Raw genomic sequence first — 19,434 nt, 5'->3', positions numbered from 1 at the left:
AAGGCGACAGTCGGAAGGCAGAATGTATAGTTTATCCTTCCGTCCGTCATTTGGCTGTTTGTTAGCCCGATTTTGCTCAAATATGCTTCATCCAGTTCTGCCACCCAATCCGCCTCCTATCCTCGAATCTTTACAACCTGTAAATCCCACCTCATCTGCTAGTCATACAAAGTTTCTTTCAGTTGTAGAAACTGGAATGCAGGAAAAGACAGACAAATCCAAGCAGTCCAAGGATTTGCCTGAGTTGTCGATTGCGGGTGACACCAAAAGTAATTCGCCATTGCCAACTCCCATCAACTCAACTCAGGATGGCTCAGTAGTTGACGAAACTTCCTCTGTACCCCATCCACCAGAAACTTTCCCACCAGAGATTTCCCCCATTACCGACTCTGGAAGTGCTGCACTTTTTGGGAAATCGCTGATGGTTGGTTATCCAACGCAGGATATTAAAAGCTCTAATGGTCATCCGAGCGTCGAACGCCGCCGCTCAGAGCTTCTCCTAAGAGCGGCGTTACGCAAACGGGAGACGCAAACAGAAGCCACTGCATTGCCAAAAAAAGTTGGAGCGAAGCCTTCCTTAAATACAAAACCTGAATCTTCTCAAAAACTCGGTGAGCGAGGTCTAACGACAAGCCACTTTGCGTCTACGCTAAATCCCAATTCTATTGCTAGGGAAAAACAAACCTTTTTGGACTTTAACTATAGGGTCTCTCCAAGTCTCCTTGTCGCCCAATCTCCACCTTCTATTCCAGTTGTCCCAAGGGTTACAACCAGCAATAAGTTAGTCGAATCCAAGGCGGAAATTTTAGCTAAGAAGTTAGGCCAGCAAAAACAGCTAAGTGACATTACTGCGCCACAGTCTTCACAAAGAGACAATATCTCTCTATCTGCTGCCGATCTTGCACCAAGTTCTCAATCAGTACAAAATTTTATAAAATTCCAGTCTCGTAACCCGACAAAGCAACTCCCAACGCCCATCACTGTAGAATTCAGTTCCCAAGTCCAACAACAAACTCAAGCGCCAACATCTACACCACCAGTAAATACCACCAATCAGCCACAAGCACCAGCTAGCAAACCGCCAGCCCAACCGAGAATTGTAGAAGTCACTTCAGATCGGCAAGAGTACGATGAGCAACGGCGAATTATTACAGCTGTTGGAAATGTAGTTGTGCGATTTGATGGGGCGGTGGTGGATGCCGATCGCTTACAAGTTAATTTAGACAACTTAATTGCTGCGGGGGAAGGCAACGTAACTTTAACCAGGGGCGATCAAATACTTCGTGGACAACGCTTTACCTATAACTTTGTTCAAGATAATGGAGAACTCTTAAATGGTAGAGGAGAAATTTATGTGCCCTCAGCACAAACAGATTTTGCTTTCTCACCCATAGATGCAACTGCTGGTGGAGTAACAAAACGTCCGCCTAGCGATCGCATTAGAGCCAATCAGCCCGTTTCTGGTGTAAGCAGCCCTGGAGGAATTGATTTTACAGTCGGGGGTCAGGCTGATGCTAGCAACCTCTCACCCCCGAAAACAGGAGGTGTAGTCAATCGGCTCAGATTTGAAGCTGAACACATTGACTTCTATCCGCAAGGCTGGCAAGCAAGGGATGTCCGCATCACCAACGATCCTTTTTCGCCTCCAGAACTAGAGTTACGCGCAGATACAGTAACTCTGACACGAGAAACACCCTTGGTAGACCGCATTAGAACACAGCGACAGCGTTTGGTATTGGATCAAAGAATCTCCTTACCAATTCCGGTGAATCAGCAGAAGATTGACCGCCGAGAGCGGGACGTTACACCTGCAATAGTTTCTCCCGGCTATGATGGAGATAAGCGGGGTGGTTTGTATATTGAGCGTGGCTTTCCAGTGATCGATACAGAGAAGACAAGCTGGACAATTACGCCTCAGTTACTAGTACAGAGAGGTGTGCAAGAAGGTATAGGTAACTTAGGCTCACTGTTTGCTGTCAAGACAAAGGTAAATTCTGTTTTGAGTCCACGAGCAGTAATTGAGGGAACTGGGGAGTTAACCAGTTTTGACTTTGACAAGGTGGAAGATAATTTGCGGGTGAATTTGGGATTGCGTCAGACAATAGGCACTTCCCTTCCCCATCTCTTGAATGTGCAATATAATTACCGCGATCGCCTCTACAACGGTACTCTCGGCTTTCAAACTGTCCAGAGCAGTTTTGGGGGCATTATTACCTCTCCTGTGATTCCTTTAGGAAAAAGTGGCATCAACCTCACCTATCAGGGAAGCGCTCAGTATATCGATGCCAATACCGATCGCCAAGACTTACTAGAACCCATACGGGAAAACGATCGCATTTCACTAGGTCGTTTCCAAGCTAGTGCTGACCTCAGTACTGGGGTGTTATTGTGGCAGGGAAAACCATTACCACCCACTGCCACTGAGGGATTACGATACACGGCTAACCCTGTAGTTCCTTACTTGCAAGCGATCGGTGGGCTTACCGGCACTACGAGTTATTACACCAATGGTGATAACCAAAGCACCCTAACTGCGAGAATTGGTTTACAAGGACAAGTTGGTCATTTTTCTCGCCCTTTTTTCGACTATACCGCGTTTAATATTAGTTTCTCTCAAGGCTTAAATAACGGATTATCACCCTTTTTGTTCGATCGCTCCGTTGATAACAAAGTTTTGACTGCTGGGATATCACAGCAAATCTACGGCCCTTTTCGCTTAGGCTTTCAAACATCTGTTAACTTGGATACTGGTAGAGAAACCAGTACTGACTACATTTTAGAATATAGCCGTCGCACCTATGGCATCACCTTGCGTTACAATCCAGTGTTGGAATTAGGCGGCTTTAGCATCCGAATTAGTGATTTTAACTGGGGTGGCGGCACCGATCCATTTTCTGAAGTTAAACCAGTAGTAAACGGTGTACAACAAAGTTATTAATAAGAAGGATTCAGAATTCAGAAGTCTGAATTCTGAATAACCATCATCAAGTTGTTAAAATTGTTGCTTTGGGAAGGATAAATCCGCATCGGGTTGAAAGTGCAGCCTCACATAGAATCGGTATGAGGAATCGCACAATTGGTTGATGCACCCCCAGGTATTCTCAGGTTGGTATAGTGGCCGCTTAATTGAACACGTGAAGGTGGTTGGTGTAGGACTGCACAGCATCTTTGAACTGCGGCTTGATATTCTCGCCATTGCTTACGGATTGCAATACTGGCGGTATCGTTACCTAAGTCTGAAAATCTTAGCCCAGCCCGAATTAGCCAAGATTCTACATCAGTTGTTTCACCCACTATTTCTGGAATGAGATTAATGTTTTCCATGAGTAATATATTTTATGTATATTTAAAATCGGCCATTTTACTTTAAGAGAAACTATTGGTAATAGCCAATATAATTGGTTATCAAAATCATAAATAAAAATGATTAAAAAATTTGTCATATCTGAGTATCCATACTCAGATATGACAGATCAAACTACTATTACGGCTGGTAAACATCATTCCTTTAGCTTGCGAATAAGCTGTCTCCTAGCTCGTAATTACTAGAAGCGATAACCTAATCCAGCTTGGAAGCTGACAGCATCAGCATCACTATTTCTGTAGGCATCAATACCCCATTTAGTATCGCCATAAGCAATGACATTATTGCTAACTTCTGATTCAATACCAAGGGTGACTACAGGTGCATTCTGATTGCCCAATGGGGTTTTTTGACCTTCGTCAGTTACAAAAGAATAACCACCACCGAAGTAAACGTTAGTGTTTCTGGCGATCGGCGCATCGTAAGTCACGATGGGCATAATTGCAGCAGCATCACCACCATACAGCACAGAACCCCGCAGTGAAACAGGTGCATTGGGAACGGCATAACGTCCTTGAATATTACCGCCAATTTGTGCTTCGTCGTTTCCTTGTCCGCCACTGGTTGCACCAACAGCAACACCAGCACCAATATAATTACCGTTTGTACGGGCTGTTTGAGCAGAAGCAATTCCTGCCGAGAGGACAATGGAAGCAACAGCAAGTGCAGAGGCAGCTAATTTTGTAAGTTTCATAGAATTCTTCTCACTAGAGTTAGGTAAAATCAATGTTCTCTAGTACTAGAATCTCTTTTTTTACAAAATGTAACCTCGCACACCTGGTTCACCCAAGTGGCTGAATTCTTTCTCACCCACTTGGGTGTACTAACTGAAATATTTAAATAACAGTTATTTCTTCAAAAAGCGTTGACGTAGACGAGATATAAAACTATTCACCTCTGGTATTCTCATCCAGGAAGCGATCGCAGCAAACACCGCAATCCCCACAAAGCCAGATAGACACAATTGCAACACCACAATCAGTAAACCTGTTTTACCTAGCAATTGTTGAGAACCAACCAATGTCCCATAGCTTGCTACCCCAGCTACCACGCTCCCAGCAGCCAAACCCAAAATCGGCAAACCCCACTCACGCCAAGGTAAACCATTGAGTTTGCGATCGAGCAACCACAACAGCATTAACATTGAGCTACAATTTACACCCACTGTTGCTAACACCAAACCGGGAGCGCCAAAAGGTTTAACGAAAAACCAATCTAATATGATGTTGAGCAAGATGTTAAAAATACTGATGCGAAAAGGTGTCTGTCCATCGCCTAAAGCGTAGAACACCCGCACCAAAACATCACGTCCCAAATAGACAAACATCCCAATTCCATAAGCGACTAGCAAGGATGAAACTAGCTCTGTGGCTTCTGGTTTGAAAGCACCGCGTTCATATACCACCTGCACAATGGGTACAGATAATGCCACCATCAGCGCCCCTAGCGGTAGCATGGTGAAGGCAGTGAGTAGCAGTCCTTGGCGAATGCGTAATTTTAAATCTGGCCAATTTTCGGGGCCGGCAAGTTTGGCAAATATCGGTAACAGGGGCAGTAAAATGATATTTGAAATAATCCCTAATGGAGTTTGAACTAATAAATTCGCATAGTTAAATCCTGCCGCCGCACCAGGGATAGGACTAGCAAAATAAAGGTCAGTGGCAACATTAATTGGCATCATTCCAGAGGAAACTGTCGCCGGAGTCATGATTTTGATAACTTCTTGAACGCCTGGAGATTTAAAATCAAACCGTAGGCGTAATGTGCCAAGTCCTAACCGCCACTGGACAATTAGCTGCACTAACCACTGGAGAACCGCTCCTGCTAAAGTTCCCCAAGCTAAGACCATTCCACCGATTAAAGCGTACTCCGGCTTAATAATATCCTTGCCCAGTTGCATCGCCAGGATACCAAGGCCGGCAACAACGGTAATACTGGATAATAAAGGACTAATGGAAAGTAACCAATATTGGTTGGCTGCGTTGAGAGTACCGAAGCCGATGCCAATTAAACCGGCAAATAAAGCCATTGGTGCCATAATGCGGAGTTGTTGAATGGCGATCGCTCTGGTTGTCTCTTCCAAACCATGACCGACTATATCAACGATCGCATCCGCAAATAAAACTTGAGCCACTGTCACCACCAACAGCGATCCAGCCACCAGCGTTGTCACGGTTTCCACTAAAGGAGCCGCTTCTTCTCGCCGCCGCTTGGTTAAAACGCTGACAACTGCACTGTGTAATGGCCCATTTACACCACCAAGTAAGATCAATAGAAAGCCAGGGATTATATAGGCGTAGCTATAGGCGGTAGCAGCAGCACCAACACCAAAAGCCGCAGCGATCGCTTGCTGCCGCACTAAACCGAAGACTTTACTAATTAATGTGGCTGCGGCAACAATGCCAGCAATTCCAGCGAAAGAACGAGAGGGTTTTTGGTCTTGTTGTGTCACGAATAATACCCGACAACTCTTACAGAGTGCATACTTTAAAACATTTAACCTGAAATTCCGCAGTCTGTCAGGTAAATTTTGGCAAATCAGTCATTAGTTTATAGTCATTTTAAGTGCGATGCCTGCGATCGCAATGTGGAATTAATCGAATTAGCTCTTAGTAAGGGCTACCTCTGACTACAAACCTTGAATTATTCATGTCTTTTGTTGTATACAAGCCAAAATTATTTTTAACCCATTACGAGGATAGATCGAGAAAGGGGAACTATAACAATAGCCAGCTTCTGGGAAATAGTTGAAAACTGTAAATTTTTACAGTTTGTCATATTTTGGACTCATGAAGTTTGGTATTAGGATAGGAACCCTTGTATAAACAAAATCCAGAGCAATGGAACCCAATTCAAATTTCGCAGAAAATCAACTTCTTTTGTCAAGCGCTCAACTTCAAGAGCAACTAGATCAGCAAAAGGCTCTGGCGAGTGTAATTGTGCGAATTCGGGAGTCTCTTGACTTAGAAACGATTTTTCAAACTACCGCTACAGAAGTGCGTCTACTGCTAAATGCTGACCGTGTAGCTGTTTTCCAGTTTGACCTAGAAAAAGACTGGGAAGGAGAATTTGTTTCTGAAAATGTTGCACCTGGTTGGACTTCGGCGTTAAAAGTAAAAGTTTACGACCATTGCTTTGGAGAACAATTTGCTTCCAGTTATCAACAAGGTCGAGTCCAAGCAGTAGCGGATATTTACAATGCCGGACTAAGTGATTGCCATGCCGCAATTTTGAGTAAATTTCAGGTTAAGGCCAATCTCGTTGTCCCTTTATCGCGCCAGAAGGAACTGTGGGGATTACTTTGCATTCATCAGTGCAGTGAGGCTCGTAACTGGAAAGAATCGGAAATTGAATTTATTCGTCAAATTGCTGACCATCTGACGGTTGCGATTCAACAAGCAAAGCATCTTCACGAAGTGCAATTACAAGCTGCAAAATTGGCTCAAGCGGCTCAACGCGACCAAGTAATTGCTCAGATTGTCGATAAAATTCGCTCACCCCTTGATATTGAAACCATCTTTAAAACCACAACTCAAGAAATACGCAAGCTGTTGCAAGCTGACCGAGTTGCCATATTTAGCTTTAATGCCGATTGGAGCGGTAACTTTGTTGCTGAATCATTTGCTGAAGGTTGGACTCCCTTAGTTGGCATTCAGCCGACAATTTTTGATACTTATTTACAACAGACACAAGGCGGACGTTATGTTGACAACGAGACATTTACAGTCAATGACATTTACCAAGCTGGATTAACAGACTGTCATGTAACCCTGTTGGAGCAATTCCAGGCAAAAGCCTTTGCAACTGCCCCTATTCTCCAAGGAGACAAACTTTGGGGAGTCATTGCTGCTTACCAAAATGTCTCACCTAGACAGTGGCAATCTTATGAAGTGGAATCACTAACCAAAATCGGCACACAAATTGGTGTGGCACTGCGACACTATAAATTGCTGGCACACGCTCAGTACCAAGCAGAGCAACAAAAGACATTAACTAGCGTGATTACTCGAATCCGAGAGTCCCTAGATTTAGATACAATCTTCCAAACTACTGTCACCGAGGCGCGGAAAATGCTGCAAGCAGACCGAGTGGCAGTCTTTCGGTTTGACCCACAAAAAGATTGGGAAGGAGAATTTATTTCTGAGGATGTTGTACCTGAGTGTAACTCGGTAATAGCAGAAAAAATTTATGATTATTGCTTCGGTGAAAACTTTGCATCCCTTTATGCACAGGGTCGAGTAAATGCGATCGCTGATATTTATCAAGCAAAGTTTCCAGGTTGCTACATCCAAATTCTAGAAAAATTTCAAGTGCGGGCAAATTTGGTCGCACCTCTATTGAAAAAAGGTGAACTTTGGGGATTACTGTGTATTCATCAATGCACTACTTTTCGTCACTGGCAACCCTCTGAAATTGAATTTACCAGTCAAATAGCCGAGCAATTGGGAGTCGCATTAAAACAGGATTCTTATTTAAAGCAAGTTCAAATGCAGGTTGTCCAGTTAGCAGAAGCCACTGAACGCGAGAAAGCAATGGAACGGCAAGAATTGCTGGCTGCAACCATTGATAAAATCCGCCAGTCACTCGATATTAAAACTATTTTTAGAACCACTACTCAAGCAGTGCGAGAATTGCTCGAAGTCGAGCGAGTTGCAATCTACCGCTTTAACGCAGATTGGAGCGGTAAATTTGTAGCAGATTCCTTTAAAGATGGTTGGAAACCTGTTGCACAAGCCCAACCAATGATTCTAAAAACCTTTGAGGGCACAGATGATGATAATGAACTGCCGCGCAACGAAACTTTTGTTCCCATTCGACAAGGTGAAAAATTATGGGGATTATTGGTTGCTTACCAAAATTCGCAACCGCGCTATTGGAAAGAGGAAGAAATCAATTTACTAGCTCAAGTAGCTGTGCAATTTGGAATTGCGATTCAGCAAGCGGAATTACTCGAACAAACCAAACGTCAAACCTCAGAACTGACTCAAGCCCTGCAAGAATTAAAACAAACTCAGACCAGGTTAATTCAGGGTGAAAAAATGGCAGGTTTAGGACAACTACTTGCTGGAGTCGCTCATGAAATCAACAATCCTGTAAGTTTTATTTTTGGCAATCTTATACATTTAAACGAATATACTCAAGAACTGCTGAATGCAGTGAACCTTTACCGTCAAAACTCCTCTCTGTTACCATCTGTCCAAGAACAAATTGACAATCATGATTTGGACTTTATCATCGAAGATTTACCTAAAACCCTTGATTCAATGAAAGTAGGAACAGAGCGTATCTGTGAAATTGTTTTATCATTGCGAAACTTCTCTCGTACAGATGAGGCTGAATTGAAGGCAGTAGACATTCATGACGGGTTAGATAGTACTTTGCTGATTTTAGGGCATCGGCTCAAAAACAATAATGAACGCCCAGCTATTGAGATTGTTAAAGAATATACTACTTTACCTTTGCTTGAATGCTATCCCGCGCAACTAAATCAAGTGTTTATGAATCTTCTGAGTAACAGTATTGATGCATTAGAAGAAAAGTTTCAAACTATACAACAAAGGTATTTAAAGTTATCCCAAAGGTGTCCGAGAATACCTTTAAGTATCTGGATTAGTACACAAGCTGTTAATAACCAGATTGTAATTAGAATAGCTGATAATGGTCTTGGAATTCCAGAAGAGGTGCGATCGCATATATTTGATCCCTTTTTCACTACTAAAGGGCCAGGTAAAGGTACAGGGTTAGGATTGTCTATCAGCTATCAAATAGTAGTTGAAAAACATCATGGTCAAATTAAATGTTCTTCTAAGCCAGGAGAAGGAACAGAGTTTTTGATTGAAATTCCTAGCAGTAATTAGAGGCAACTGGTTTTTGACAATTCTCACTCAATTTTAATTAGGGGAGCCAGGATAAGCAGAGGTTTCCTCCGTTCCCCGAAGGCATCATAATTGCCATTTGCGATCCACAAACGTTCTCCCGAGGGAGTTTTATTTACAGAGTTTTTCAAGTGAAGAAATTTGACAAAATCTAAAACTTCTTCTTGTTTGTCTTGTGGAAGAGAATGCCACTTGGCTAACAACTTTTGTTCTCTACTCATTTAGTATTCACCCAGTGCTGTTACTACTTTTATTGTTATTAAGTATGTTTATTGTTAAATATGCAAATTCTCATTTAAATTTAAATCTTTAGATTCGGTAAAATATCTCTTTATTTATGCTCAATGCTGAGGTTCTTTACCTACAACCCAAACTATCTCGCGTTGACATACCCGTAACCGGATTTACTCCATCGGCTCTTTCACACATTAGCGACACTTGATAACGGTCAATTAAAGCGTCGGTAAAATCAGCACCTGTAATTTCGGCATCGAAAAAACGGCTGCGGGTCAAAGTTGCTTCTGTAAAAATTGCATTTTTCAGGTTAGCACCATCCATAGTGACGCGATCGACTAAAGCGCCGCTCAAGTTCGCGCCTTCCAAATTTGCTTTTAACAAAACTCCTTTAGTGAGAATTGCGTTGGTTAAATTCGCCCCTTGGAAATTTGTCCCCCGCATTTCTGCTGCTACAAAGGTCACACCTGCCAAATCAGCATTAGAAAAGTCACGATTTTCTAAATTTATATTGTTGTAGTTAATTGTATTGAGTTGAGCAAAAGCCGGTTTTGGATTAAGTATTATCCAGCAAAATGCTAGTATCAAAATTACAATCAAACCCAAAAAGCGTAGTAAAATCTTTTTCATAACTTTATTATTTTACAGTAGTCATTAGTCCTCTCTTACAAAGTTCTGATCGGAGGAAACCTCCGCTCAGACTTTGCGCTTTGTCATTTGGTTAATGACTAATGACTAATGACCAATGACTATTTCCAATCTTTACCAATCCGAATTGTGAGGTCAGATTCTAAATCACCAATCGCTGACACCTCAATTTGACCCAAGCCTAAGACTTTTTGCAAATCAAGACCAACTCGCCGATTGCCTTTTTGGACAATAATCTGAGTTTGACGTTGGGTATCTGGCCAATCAGGTACTTTGTAAATTTTAGTAAAGCCTTTCTGTTTAAGATAAGCAATAACTTTTTCAGTTAGCTGAGGTTGATTGGAGGCATTTTGAATAGCAATTTTGAGGTTAGGAACCTGACGCATATCTGGTTTCAGACCAGGTACATTTACCCCAACATAATCATTCAACAGGCTCTGTTGTCCAGTCATATCTAGCCAATAGCTATCAGGGTCTTTACTAAAGCGGCTAAACGTACCAGGCAGCACCGTCATTTGGAAATTATCTCGATCTAGATTGAGGCCAAAGTTGACCAACGCCATCATTTCTTCCATCTTCAGGTTGGTATCAAAGTATTTTCGCATTAAGCGAGTTAATTGAGGCAACCTCGGTAAGATAGTAGGACTATTTAAGCGTTGCAGCAATGCTGCTGTTAGTGCTTGCTGACGCTGCACTCTTGGCAAATCTCCCAAACCTGGTTCGCGGAAACGGACAAACTGTTCTGCTTGTTCTCCGTTCAGGGTTTGCCAGCCACTGACTAAATTAATCGAGAGGCGACTGCTGGAGTCTTTATATGTCATTGATTGGGGAACAAAGACCTCTACCCCGCCTAACTGATCGACTAACTGCCGTAAGCCGCTAGTAGAAATACGGATGTAGCGATCGATTGGGGCGTTGTTTAAGGTACGACTAACTACCCGTGCTGCCAAGACTGGGCCGCCTTTAGCATTGGCATCAGATACCTTAGTTAATCCCTTTTCTCCCTTTTCGGGGATGGCAATCATCGTATCTTTAGGAATGGAAAGCACCCTTACAGATTTTTCACTAGGGTTAAGCCGTACTAACAGCATGGAGTCGCTTTTGCCAGCAAAGCTTTCTGGTGAACCATCAACAGTACCGTTAACTGGTTCAATGCCCATAATTAAGATATTCATGGGTCGTGAAAGCTGGTACTGGGAAAGTTTGCTCCACAACTCCCCTGGTAGCGGTATTTTTAACTCGTCTTTAATATTGGTTCCTAAATCTTCATCTGTTCGATCGAGATTGCTCCACAAAGGAGTCCACAGTGCTAACGTCGAGACTAGCAGCCCAGATAAGATGATGCCGATGACAACCGTCATGATCCACAACAACCAACGAGGCATGGTTAAGCCCAGTCTCTCGTAAAGCTGATTGGGAATCGCGCCCACAGATTCGACGACGCTACGATTCGGATTTGCTGGCTGGTTTAGTTCGACATCCTCCTCCTCTGAGTCGGCTACTGGTGCTGGCGTTACCTGATTTTCCGTGCGTTGAATTTGCTGCGATCGCACCTCAGTTTCAAATTCTATTACTTGCTGAGATGTAACCGGATTTTCCGACCATTCGACTTGTTTTATCACAATTATCTCCCCACTCAACCACTCCCTAAAAGTATGTTAATCCAAGCTACAGATATTGCCAGTGGAAAGGCTCACTGTAAACTTATAATGTTCTTCGGTAGGCGTGTATGACAACATGAATACTTTATTGTTCCCCGTAATCCTTGCTGGTGGTAAAGGTGAACGTTTTTGGCCCCTGAGCCGCAAAGACCGACCTAAGCAATTTTTAAGTCTTGATGGTAGCTCTAGAAGTTTATTACAAGCAACCGCCGATCGATTGATAAAACTCGGTGACGGGTGGGATTCCTTGTGGGTGATCACTTCTAGTCAGATAGCTGAAGGGGTACGACAACAGTTACCCGATCTACCAGTTGAAAACTTACTGATTGAGTCGGAAGGCAGAGACACAGCCGCAGCCGTTGCTTGGACAAGTTTAGAAATCAAACAGCGCTATGGAGAAGACGCTGTTATTGGCTTTTTCCCTGCTGACCACTGGATTGCTGACGAAGAAGCGTTTGCACACACATTAAGCGCGGCTACGCAACTGGCAGCAAGCACAGCAGCGATCGTTACACTGGGGATCAAGCCTACTTTTCCATCAACCGGTTACGGCTACATTGAACAAGGTGAAAAGATAGGTAGCTTTAATGAGTTGCCAGCTTATCACGTCAACCGCTTTACTGAAAAGCCCAACCGCGAAACGGCAGAGACTTTTTTATCTACGGGGCGCTTTAGCTGGAATAGTGGAATGTTCGTTTTTCGGGCAGGGGTTGTTCTCGAGGAACTACATACCCATGCTCCAGAAATTATCGAACCTTTAGAACAACAGGGTCTTGATATCTATCCCCAGTTGCCTAAGAAGAGTATAGACTATGCCCTAATGGAAAAGACAACTCTAGCATACGTTTTGCCAGTTGATTTTGGTTGGGATGATTTAGGAGATTGGAATGCGATCGAGCGGTTACTCAAAACAGAAGAGAATCCCAATGTGGAACTCGCTACCCACGTAGGGCTAGATACGCAGGGGGCGATTATTTATGCCTCAAATCCAGAGGATGTAGTTGTTACAATTGGTTTAGAGGACGTGGTGATTGTGCGCGATCGCAATGTCACCCTCGTTGTTAAAAAAGAACGTACCCAGGAAATTAAGCAGATCCTTAAAATTCTCCAAAGTGATTCTCGATTTACTGACCTGCTGTAAAAGTTAGAACCCTTGGCAGAGGCTAAAAAGTCTGTTTTGCTATTATAACTTGACTGTCTGTTATTTTATCTGACAGTTATGAACATTATTAGCTTTGAGCCTCTCGCCAAGACAATGGCAATCGAGTCTATTACAGCCTATCAAAAATATATTTCTCCTTCCAAAGGCTTTAGTTGTTCCCATCGCTTATTACACGGTGAAGATTCCTGCTCTAATTACGTCAAACGAATGCTGAGTGAACAGAAACTCCACGAAGCTATACAATCATCCATAAAAAGATTCCAAGACTGTGGCGCAGCTAGCAAAACTTTAAAAGCTAAAGCCAACTTCCGTTGTATTGTCATCCCCTGTTGTTTACCTCTTTAACTCCCTGCGTCTTTGCAGTTATTTACAAAAATGTTCCTCACCCAAACTGTTCCCCGTCAACGAGAAATTCTTGAAGTATTCCTTCGCAATGGTTGGGACTATATGCGAAGGTTACTCACTGGTGGCAAAGCTGATGAACCACAGTTACCTACACCTGCGGTTTTAAAAAATATCCTGGTAGACTTGGGGCCAGTTTACGTTAAACTTGGACAGCTAATGTCTACACGTCCAGATTTACTGAACGCTGCCTACATTGAGGAACTATCTACCTTACAAGACGAAGTACCACCAGTTCCTTGGTCAGAAATAGAAATAATCCTTCGCAAAGAATTAAAACGTCCACTAGCAGAAACCTTCAAGACAGTTAACCCGATCCCCGTAGCGGCGGGATCAATTGCCCAGACACATCGCGCTACATTAGCAGACGGTCGAGAAGTTGCTCTAAAAGTACAACGTCCGGGAATCGATCTGACTATTGCCCAAGATATTGCTTTAATTCAAGGTATTGCCGATTTAGTGGCGCGGACTGAATTTGGACAAACCTACGAAATCAAATCCATCGCTGAAGAATTCACCAAAGCCCTAGAAGCCGAGTTAGATTTTACACGGGAAGCGGGTTTTACAGACCAACTACGGCGCAACTTATCTAAAAGTCGCTGGTTTGATCCCACGCAAATAGTGGTTGCAGAGATTAACTGGGAATTGACCACAGAAAAATTACTGGTGATGGAATGGTTAGATGGAGTACCATTCTTGTCGGCAGATTTAAACAATAACAATAATGGTAAAGACCCTGCCGTAGAGCGTAAAGAAATAACTACTTTGTTATTTCGGGTATTTTTTCAGCAACTATATATTGATGGCTTTTTTCACGCCGATCCCCATCCGGGAAACTTGTTTTATCTCACAGATGGGCGTGTTGCTCTTTTAGACTGTGGTATGGTGGGAAGACTTGATCCCCGCACACAGCAGATATTAACAGAGATGTTGTTAGCGATCGTTGATTTAGATGCTCAAAGGTGCGCTCAGTTAACTTTGCAGCTATCAGATTCTGCTCAACCAGTTATTTTGTCGCGGTTAGAAAATGATTATGATCGCATGTTGCGAAAGTATCACAATGTCAGCTTAACGCAAATCAACTTCAGTCAGATAATTTATGAAGTTTTACAAGTTGCCCGTAACAATAAAATTAGATTACCTAGCAATATGGGTTTGTATGCCAAAACTCTAGCAAATTTAGAGGGTGTAGCGCGGACATTCAACCCAGAGCTTAATTTTTTCGATGAAGTTAAACCATTAATTACAGACTTGTTTCGTCGGCAATTATTGGGCGATAATCCAGTGCGATCGCTATTACGGACAGCCTTAGATATTAAAAGTCTCTCTCTCCAGTCTCCTCGCCAAATAGAACTGTTATTAGACCGAGTTACCTCAGAAACCTTACAGTGGAATCTCTCGCTGCGGGGTTTAGATGGCGTGCGGCGCACTATGGACGATGCTGCTAACCGACTATCTTTTAGTATACTAGTAGGTTCGCTGATTATGGGCGCAGCAATTATTTCTACTAGAGCGCAGACAAGTCAGCTATCTTTTTTAAGCACCACCCTGTTTGCCGTTGCTAGCTTATTGGGTTTGTGGTTAATTATCAGTACATTGCGATCGGGACGTTTGCGGTAAAGTCTATGTGTTGTGCATAATGCCCACCACAGTTAATCATGATATGTCACTGTCAAAAATCTCTGCTTTCGTATTTGGAACCACAGTAGAAGAATCCAGAAGTCAGAATTAAAACAACTCTCACTGGCTATCCACTTTTTCGGTCAGAATTCAATTCTGTTAGCGGATAGCTAGGGTTTAGCCCATTCTGACTCCTGACTCCTGAGTTCTATTTAATAAATAGCTCTAAACACCGATTATCTTTGTGTGTTTATCTGTATACAACGGTGGTTCTAAATATAAAAAATATGTCAATCATTGTTGCTGAAAATTTGAGTAAATCTTATCCAGTAGCAGTTAAAAGCCCGGGTATTAAAGGTACAATCACCCACCTTTTCCGTCGCACCTACCGCTCAATTAAAGCAGTTCAGGATGTTTCCTTTCAAATTTCCCCTGGTGAAGTAGTAGGGTTTTTGGGCCCAAATGGTGCTGGAAAAACTACCACACTAAAAATGCTCACGGGGCTGATTCATCCCTCTAGCGGTAAAGTCACAGTCGCTGGACAAACTCCGTTTCATCGGAAAGAAGCATTTTTGCAAAAAATTACCTTGGTGATGGGGCAAAAACAGCAACTAATTTGGGACTTACCAGCGCTGGATTCTTTGAGAATTAATGCTGCTGTATACAACATTTCTGATAAAGAGTTCCAACGGCGGGTAGGAGAATTAACAGAGATGCTTTCCCTAGAAGGCAAACTTACCCAACCAGTACGGAAGCTATCTTTGGGTGAGCGGATGAAGGCAGAATTGCTAGCAGCACTTTTGCACCGTCCCCACGTATTATTCCTAGATGAACCGACTCTAGGACTAGATGTAAATGCTCAGGTGGCGGTACGCGATTTTTTGCGCGACTACAATCAGCGTTATCAGGCTACAGTGCTGTTGACGAGTCATTATATGGCTGATATTACAGCTTTGTGTCAACGAGTGCTGTTGATTCACCAAGGAAGCCTGATGTATGACGGTAGTTTAGATGGACTGCTAGAACGTTTTGCCCCTTACCGAGAAGTCCATATAGAATTAGCCCAACCTCTACCGATAGAAAAACTTATGACATACGGGGATGTGCAACTCTTAGAAGGGCGATCGGTACATTTTATGGTATCTAGAGAAGCACTTACCCGCACGGTATCTAAGATTTTGACGGATTTGGAGGTAATTGATTTAACTGTTACTGAACCGCCTGTAGAAGAAGTAATTGGGCGAGTTTTTCAGGCAGGTGTTGTGTAGCGAAGCGATCGCTGCCAGAAATAGAGTTACCGAGGGGAGAATGCACTATAAATGAAAAAGATGATTAGAAAAGCCCTAACTTTGCTGTCAGTATACTACGCCTATATGGTTGAGTATCGAGCAGAACTAATTTTATGGGTGTTGGCTGGATCTTTGCCGATTATCCTCATGGGTATCTGGATACAGGCAGCACAAGGCGGGCAATTTGGGCTATCACCTGTGGATTTTGCCCGTTACTTTATCACGGTTTTCATCGTTAGACAATTAACAGTTGTTTGGGTAATTTGGGACTTTGAAAAAGAGGTTGTGGAAGGCAAGCTTTCGCCCAAGTTGCTACAACCACTCGACCCAGTATGGCATCATGTTGCAGGTCATGTTTCTGAAAGATTTGCTAGGCTATCGTTTGCTTTTTTATTAGTGGCATTATTTTTTATTCTTTATCCCCAAGCTTTTTGGGTACCAAGTTTGAGTAGATTTTTGCTGTTTACATTGGCGGTGGCGCTAGCTTTTACTTTGCGGTTTACGATTCAGTACACCTTTGCCATGTTTGCCTTTTGGACAGAACGGGCTAGTGCTTTAGAAAACTTTTGGTTGTTGTTTTATCTATTTTTATCTGGTTTAATAGCACCTTTAGAGGTTTTTCCGGAGGCTGTGCGGACAATATTAATGTTTACGCCTTTTCCGTATTTGATTGATTTTCCTGCGAGTCTTTTGGTAGGGCTACCTGTGGATATAGGGCGAGGATTTTGGTCAATGTTTGGTTGGATATTAGTGTTTTTGGGACTGAATCGCTTCCTTTGGCGTGCGGGTTTGAAGAGGTATTCTGGGATGGGAGCATAAACGATTCATTAATTACGAAAGTGGCGATATATTATGATTGGCTAAACCTATACATTGATATACTTTGCTATGCTATTTATTTTATAAATATAAATCAATACGCTTGGGTTAAGGGCGACTGGCAAAAATTTTGGGTTTTAAGACGCGATAAATCTCCGTCTCTACAAGTGTTTTGGTCTTATCTGAATTGTAATAAATTACTTGGTATTGTCCTAAAATTTTCTGCCGTACCCAAGGAATAATCTTCTAACTTAAAATCAGCGAAAGGTTTCTTTTCTAACCTATCCCGTAGTGCTTCATCGAGAATGACACCTGCGGATTTATTTTTCACACCAATAATTATAATACTTCTCTGATATGTAGTTAAATCCTGATTTGCCTGACAATTACTCCGTTGAAATTGTCCTAAATTTAATATCCTATAACCTTTGACGCTTGGTGTATTAATAAATAATTTTTTGACTAAAAATTGAATTTGTTTAGAACGTTCTAGAGCCATTCGCTGTTGAACTGCTATATTACCCTTACAAGCAACTGTACCTACAGAGATAATTTCCCTGGGTTCATCCATTATCTTTTGTATGCCTTCTTGTTCTAAGTTCAATTTTAAAAGGTCTATACTAATAATTTCATCATTATATTTAATTTGAAAATTGCTACCTAAAAGCCATTTATATTCTAGTGATAAAACAGCTATATTAAATTCGGCTCTTCTCCCCTGGCTATCTCTACCTTCTTGATAAGAAAAATAATCAATCTTACCTCTCTTTTCGGGAGATTGCCCATAATTTGAATTCACAATAAATTTTGAGTTTCGCATTGCTAAAGCCACTATACTAAGTAATCCTAATATCATTAGCAACCCTGTAAAAAATTTCAGTAGTGGTACTTCTTCTGGCTCTTTGTGTGGGGATGATAAAGTTTTAGGAATTGGTGGGGATAACTCTTCTGTGTTCAAATCAATTACTAAATTAAGATTTTCAGGAGTAGTTTCTGTTAGCTGGTCTTCAACAACAGAGGCAGGAGGAATACTATTTTCTGGTTCCTGCTCCGACAACAGCGAGATTGGCTCTAAATCCTCCACTTCTGCAAGTGGCTCCTCTACTCTGGGGGAACCTGGCGCAACAGCTGGGGTTGAATCCTCATCTGAGCAGAACTTTTTGCCTTCTTCAATGTGTTCTAGGCGCTGCAAAATTTCTTGGGCATTAGCAGGACGCTTTTTTATATCTGCTGCCGTGAGCCAATCAATTAAATTTAATAGTAAGGGTGAGATATCGATGGCATGATTTTGCCAGTGCAATACATTTTGCTGGACATCATACATATCTAAGGGATGGTGTCCCGTTAGCAAAAATATAAAGGTGCGTCCCAATGCAAAGAAATCTGATTGCGGTACTGCTTGACCATTCATTTGTTCTGGAGCGCTGTAGCCAGATGACATAAGTGCTGTCATCCCGTCGCCATTGCTAAGTTGGTCTGGGTCGGTTCTGTCAATTTCAGTGGCTGTGCCAAAATCAATCAGTACCAATTCCCCCCAATCTTTCCCAAGGGGGGATCTAATCATGATATTAGATGGCTTAATATCTCGATGCAGGTATTGTTTACCATGCACTAAATCCAAAATTTCCACTAATTGTTTTAGCCAAGCTACAGCTTGGTCTTCGGAAATGGGGTGATTCTGCTCTAGCCATTGCACTAAGTTGTACCCGTCGATTTTTTCCATTGCAATGCAATGCAACACTAAACCATGTCGGGTTTGATACTGGAAGTAACTATCTTCTTTGGGAATGCCGGGATGGTTGAGTTGTTCCAGCACAGTTACTTCTTGCTGAAATAGTTCTACTGCTCTGGCGTTACCTGATAAATCCTCTTTGAGTATTTTGAGGATTTTAGGAGTATCTTGTTCGTATGCTTCATAAACTTTACTAAACCCTGTTTTGTCACTCAACAGGCACGTCACCCGATAACGCCCTAGCAATTCCAAATGGGAACCACAACTTTGACAAAAGCGGTTTTGTTCATTATTTGGGTGATTTGGTGTAGGGCAAACGGGATTGATACAAAGGCTCATGAGTGGCTTATCCGTACTTTAACAGTTATCAGTTATTAGCAGGACTTACGCAAACAATAGCCAAAACCCTTATTTTCAGCTAGGGGCAATTCATGTAGACGCAAAGCGGCTAATCTACGAGTTTTCCAACGGATTACCCGCAGGATATTATCCCTACAGCATTGTAGTTTGGTGTAAGTCCTAATTAGTTATCAATAATCACTAAACGCTGATGACTGATAACTAATAACTGATTTAAGGGGAGTGCAGATGCATAGCCGCTTATCGCTAGACATCCTTCCTATTCAT

14 protein-coding genes are annotated in these 19,434 nt (G+C 42.3%); 7 read left to right on the top strand and 7 right to left on the bottom strand.

Features of this window, described 5'->3' with window-relative positions:
- Window positions 1–22 precede the first annotated feature (22 nt).
- Window positions 23–2,938, top strand: a complete 2,916-nt coding sequence (locus tag NPUN_RS25875; RefSeq protein WP_012411405.1) for a DUF3769 domain-containing protein — start codon at window positions 23–25, stop codon at window positions 2,936–2,938.
- 107 nt (window positions 2,939–3,045) lie between these two features.
- On the opposite strand, the gene NPUN_RS39455 is transcribed toward NPUN_RS25875, so the two are convergent.
- The 3 genes from NPUN_RS39455 to murJ form a co-directional block, all read right to left on the bottom strand.
- Window positions 3,046–3,324 carry a hypothetical protein gene (locus tag NPUN_RS39455; protein WP_012411404.1) on the bottom strand — a complete coding sequence of 93 codons (279 nt, stop codon included), beginning with the start codon at window positions 3,322–3,324 and terminating at the stop codon, window positions 3,046–3,048.
- A gap of 221 nt (window positions 3,325–3,545) precedes the next feature.
- Window positions 3,546–4,058 carry an outer membrane beta-barrel protein gene (locus NPUN_RS25865; protein ID WP_012411403.1) on the bottom strand — a complete coding sequence of 171 codons (513 nt, stop codon included), beginning with the start codon at window positions 4,056–4,058 and terminating at the stop codon, window positions 3,546–3,548.
- Window positions 4,059–4,211: 153 nt separating this feature from the next.
- On the bottom strand, window positions 4,212–5,816 hold the full coding sequence (gene murJ, locus NPUN_RS25860) for a murein biosynthesis integral membrane protein MurJ (protein ID WP_012411402.1): 1,605 nt from the start codon (window positions 5,814–5,816) through the stop codon (window positions 4,212–4,214).
- 388 nt (window positions 5,817–6,204) lie between these two features.
- Here murJ and NPUN_RS25855 point away from each other — a divergent pair, with 388 nt between their 5' ends.
- A complete protein-coding gene (locus tag NPUN_RS25855) occupies window positions 6,205–9,222 on the top strand; it encodes a GAF domain-containing sensor histidine kinase (RefSeq protein WP_012411401.1) in 3,018 nt (1,005 codons plus the stop codon).
- A gap of 23 nt (window positions 9,223–9,245) precedes the next feature.
- Here NPUN_RS25855 and NPUN_RS25850 read toward each other — a convergent pair whose 3' ends face one another.
- The 3 genes from NPUN_RS25850 to NPUN_RS25840 all read right to left on the bottom strand — a co-directional run bounded on the left by NPUN_RS25850 (window position 9,246) and on the right by NPUN_RS25840 (window position 11,744).
- Complete coding sequence (locus NPUN_RS25850; RefSeq protein WP_041565630.1) at window positions 9,246–9,461, bottom strand: DUF2281 domain-containing protein; 216 nt, start codon at window positions 9,459–9,461, stop codon at window positions 9,246–9,248.
- Window positions 9,462–9,597: 136 nt separating this feature from the next.
- Complete coding sequence (locus NPUN_RS25845; protein ID WP_012411400.1) at window positions 9,598–10,104, bottom strand: pentapeptide repeat-containing protein; 507 nt, start codon at window positions 10,102–10,104, stop codon at window positions 9,598–9,600.
- A 119-nt stretch (window positions 10,105–10,223) separates the two neighbouring features.
- Window positions 10,224–11,744, bottom strand: a complete 1,521-nt coding sequence (locus NPUN_RS25840; RefSeq protein ID WP_012411399.1) for an LCP family protein — start codon at window positions 11,742–11,744, stop codon at window positions 10,224–10,226.
- A gap of 115 nt (window positions 11,745–11,859) precedes the next feature.
- On the opposite strand from NPUN_RS25840, the gene NPUN_RS25835 reads away from it, so the two are divergent.
- From NPUN_RS25835 to NPUN_RS25820, 5 genes are all read left to right on the top strand, one after another.
- A complete protein-coding gene (locus tag NPUN_RS25835; protein ID WP_012411398.1) occupies window positions 11,860–12,924 on the top strand; it encodes a mannose-1-phosphate guanylyltransferase in 1,065 nt (354 codons plus the stop codon).
- A gap of 78 nt (window positions 12,925–13,002) precedes the next feature.
- Entirely contained in the window at window positions 13,003–13,290 is a 288-nt protein-coding gene (gene yidD, locus NPUN_RS39450) for a membrane protein insertion efficiency factor YidD (protein WP_012411397.1), read from the top strand.
- Between the two features lie 30 nt (window positions 13,291–13,320).
- Window positions 13,321–14,967 (top strand): ABC1 kinase family protein, encoded by a 1,647-nt coding sequence (locus NPUN_RS25830; protein WP_012411396.1) that lies wholly within the window; start codon window positions 13,321–13,323, stop codon window positions 14,965–14,967.
- Window positions 14,968–15,254: 287 nt separating this feature from the next.
- Window positions 15,255–16,235, top strand: coding sequence for an ABC transporter ATP-binding protein (locus tag NPUN_RS25825; RefSeq protein WP_012411395.1), 981 nt, complete (start codon window positions 15,255–15,257; stop codon window positions 16,233–16,235).
- Between the two features lie 51 nt (window positions 16,236–16,286).
- Window positions 16,287–17,075, top strand: coding sequence for an ABC transporter permease (locus NPUN_RS25820; RefSeq protein WP_012411394.1), 789 nt, complete (start codon window positions 16,287–16,289; stop codon window positions 17,073–17,075).
- A 178-nt stretch (window positions 17,076–17,253) separates the two neighbouring features.
- Here the strand turns inward: NPUN_RS25820 and NPUN_RS43605 are convergent, their stop codons facing one another.
- Window positions 17,254–19,146, bottom strand: coding sequence for a serine/threonine-protein kinase (locus tag NPUN_RS43605; RefSeq protein WP_012411393.1), 1,893 nt, complete (start codon window positions 19,144–19,146; stop codon window positions 17,254–17,256).
- Between the last annotated feature and the right edge of the window lie 288 nt (window positions 19,147–19,434).

The organism is Nostoc punctiforme PCC 73102 (assembly GCF_000020025.1).
Taxonomy (GTDB): Bacteria; Cyanobacteriota; Cyanobacteriia; order Cyanobacteriales; family Nostocaceae; genus Nostoc; species Nostoc punctiforme.
Note: the sequence above shows the minus strand (reverse complement) of the source record. Positions and strands in the feature narration are given on the sequence as shown.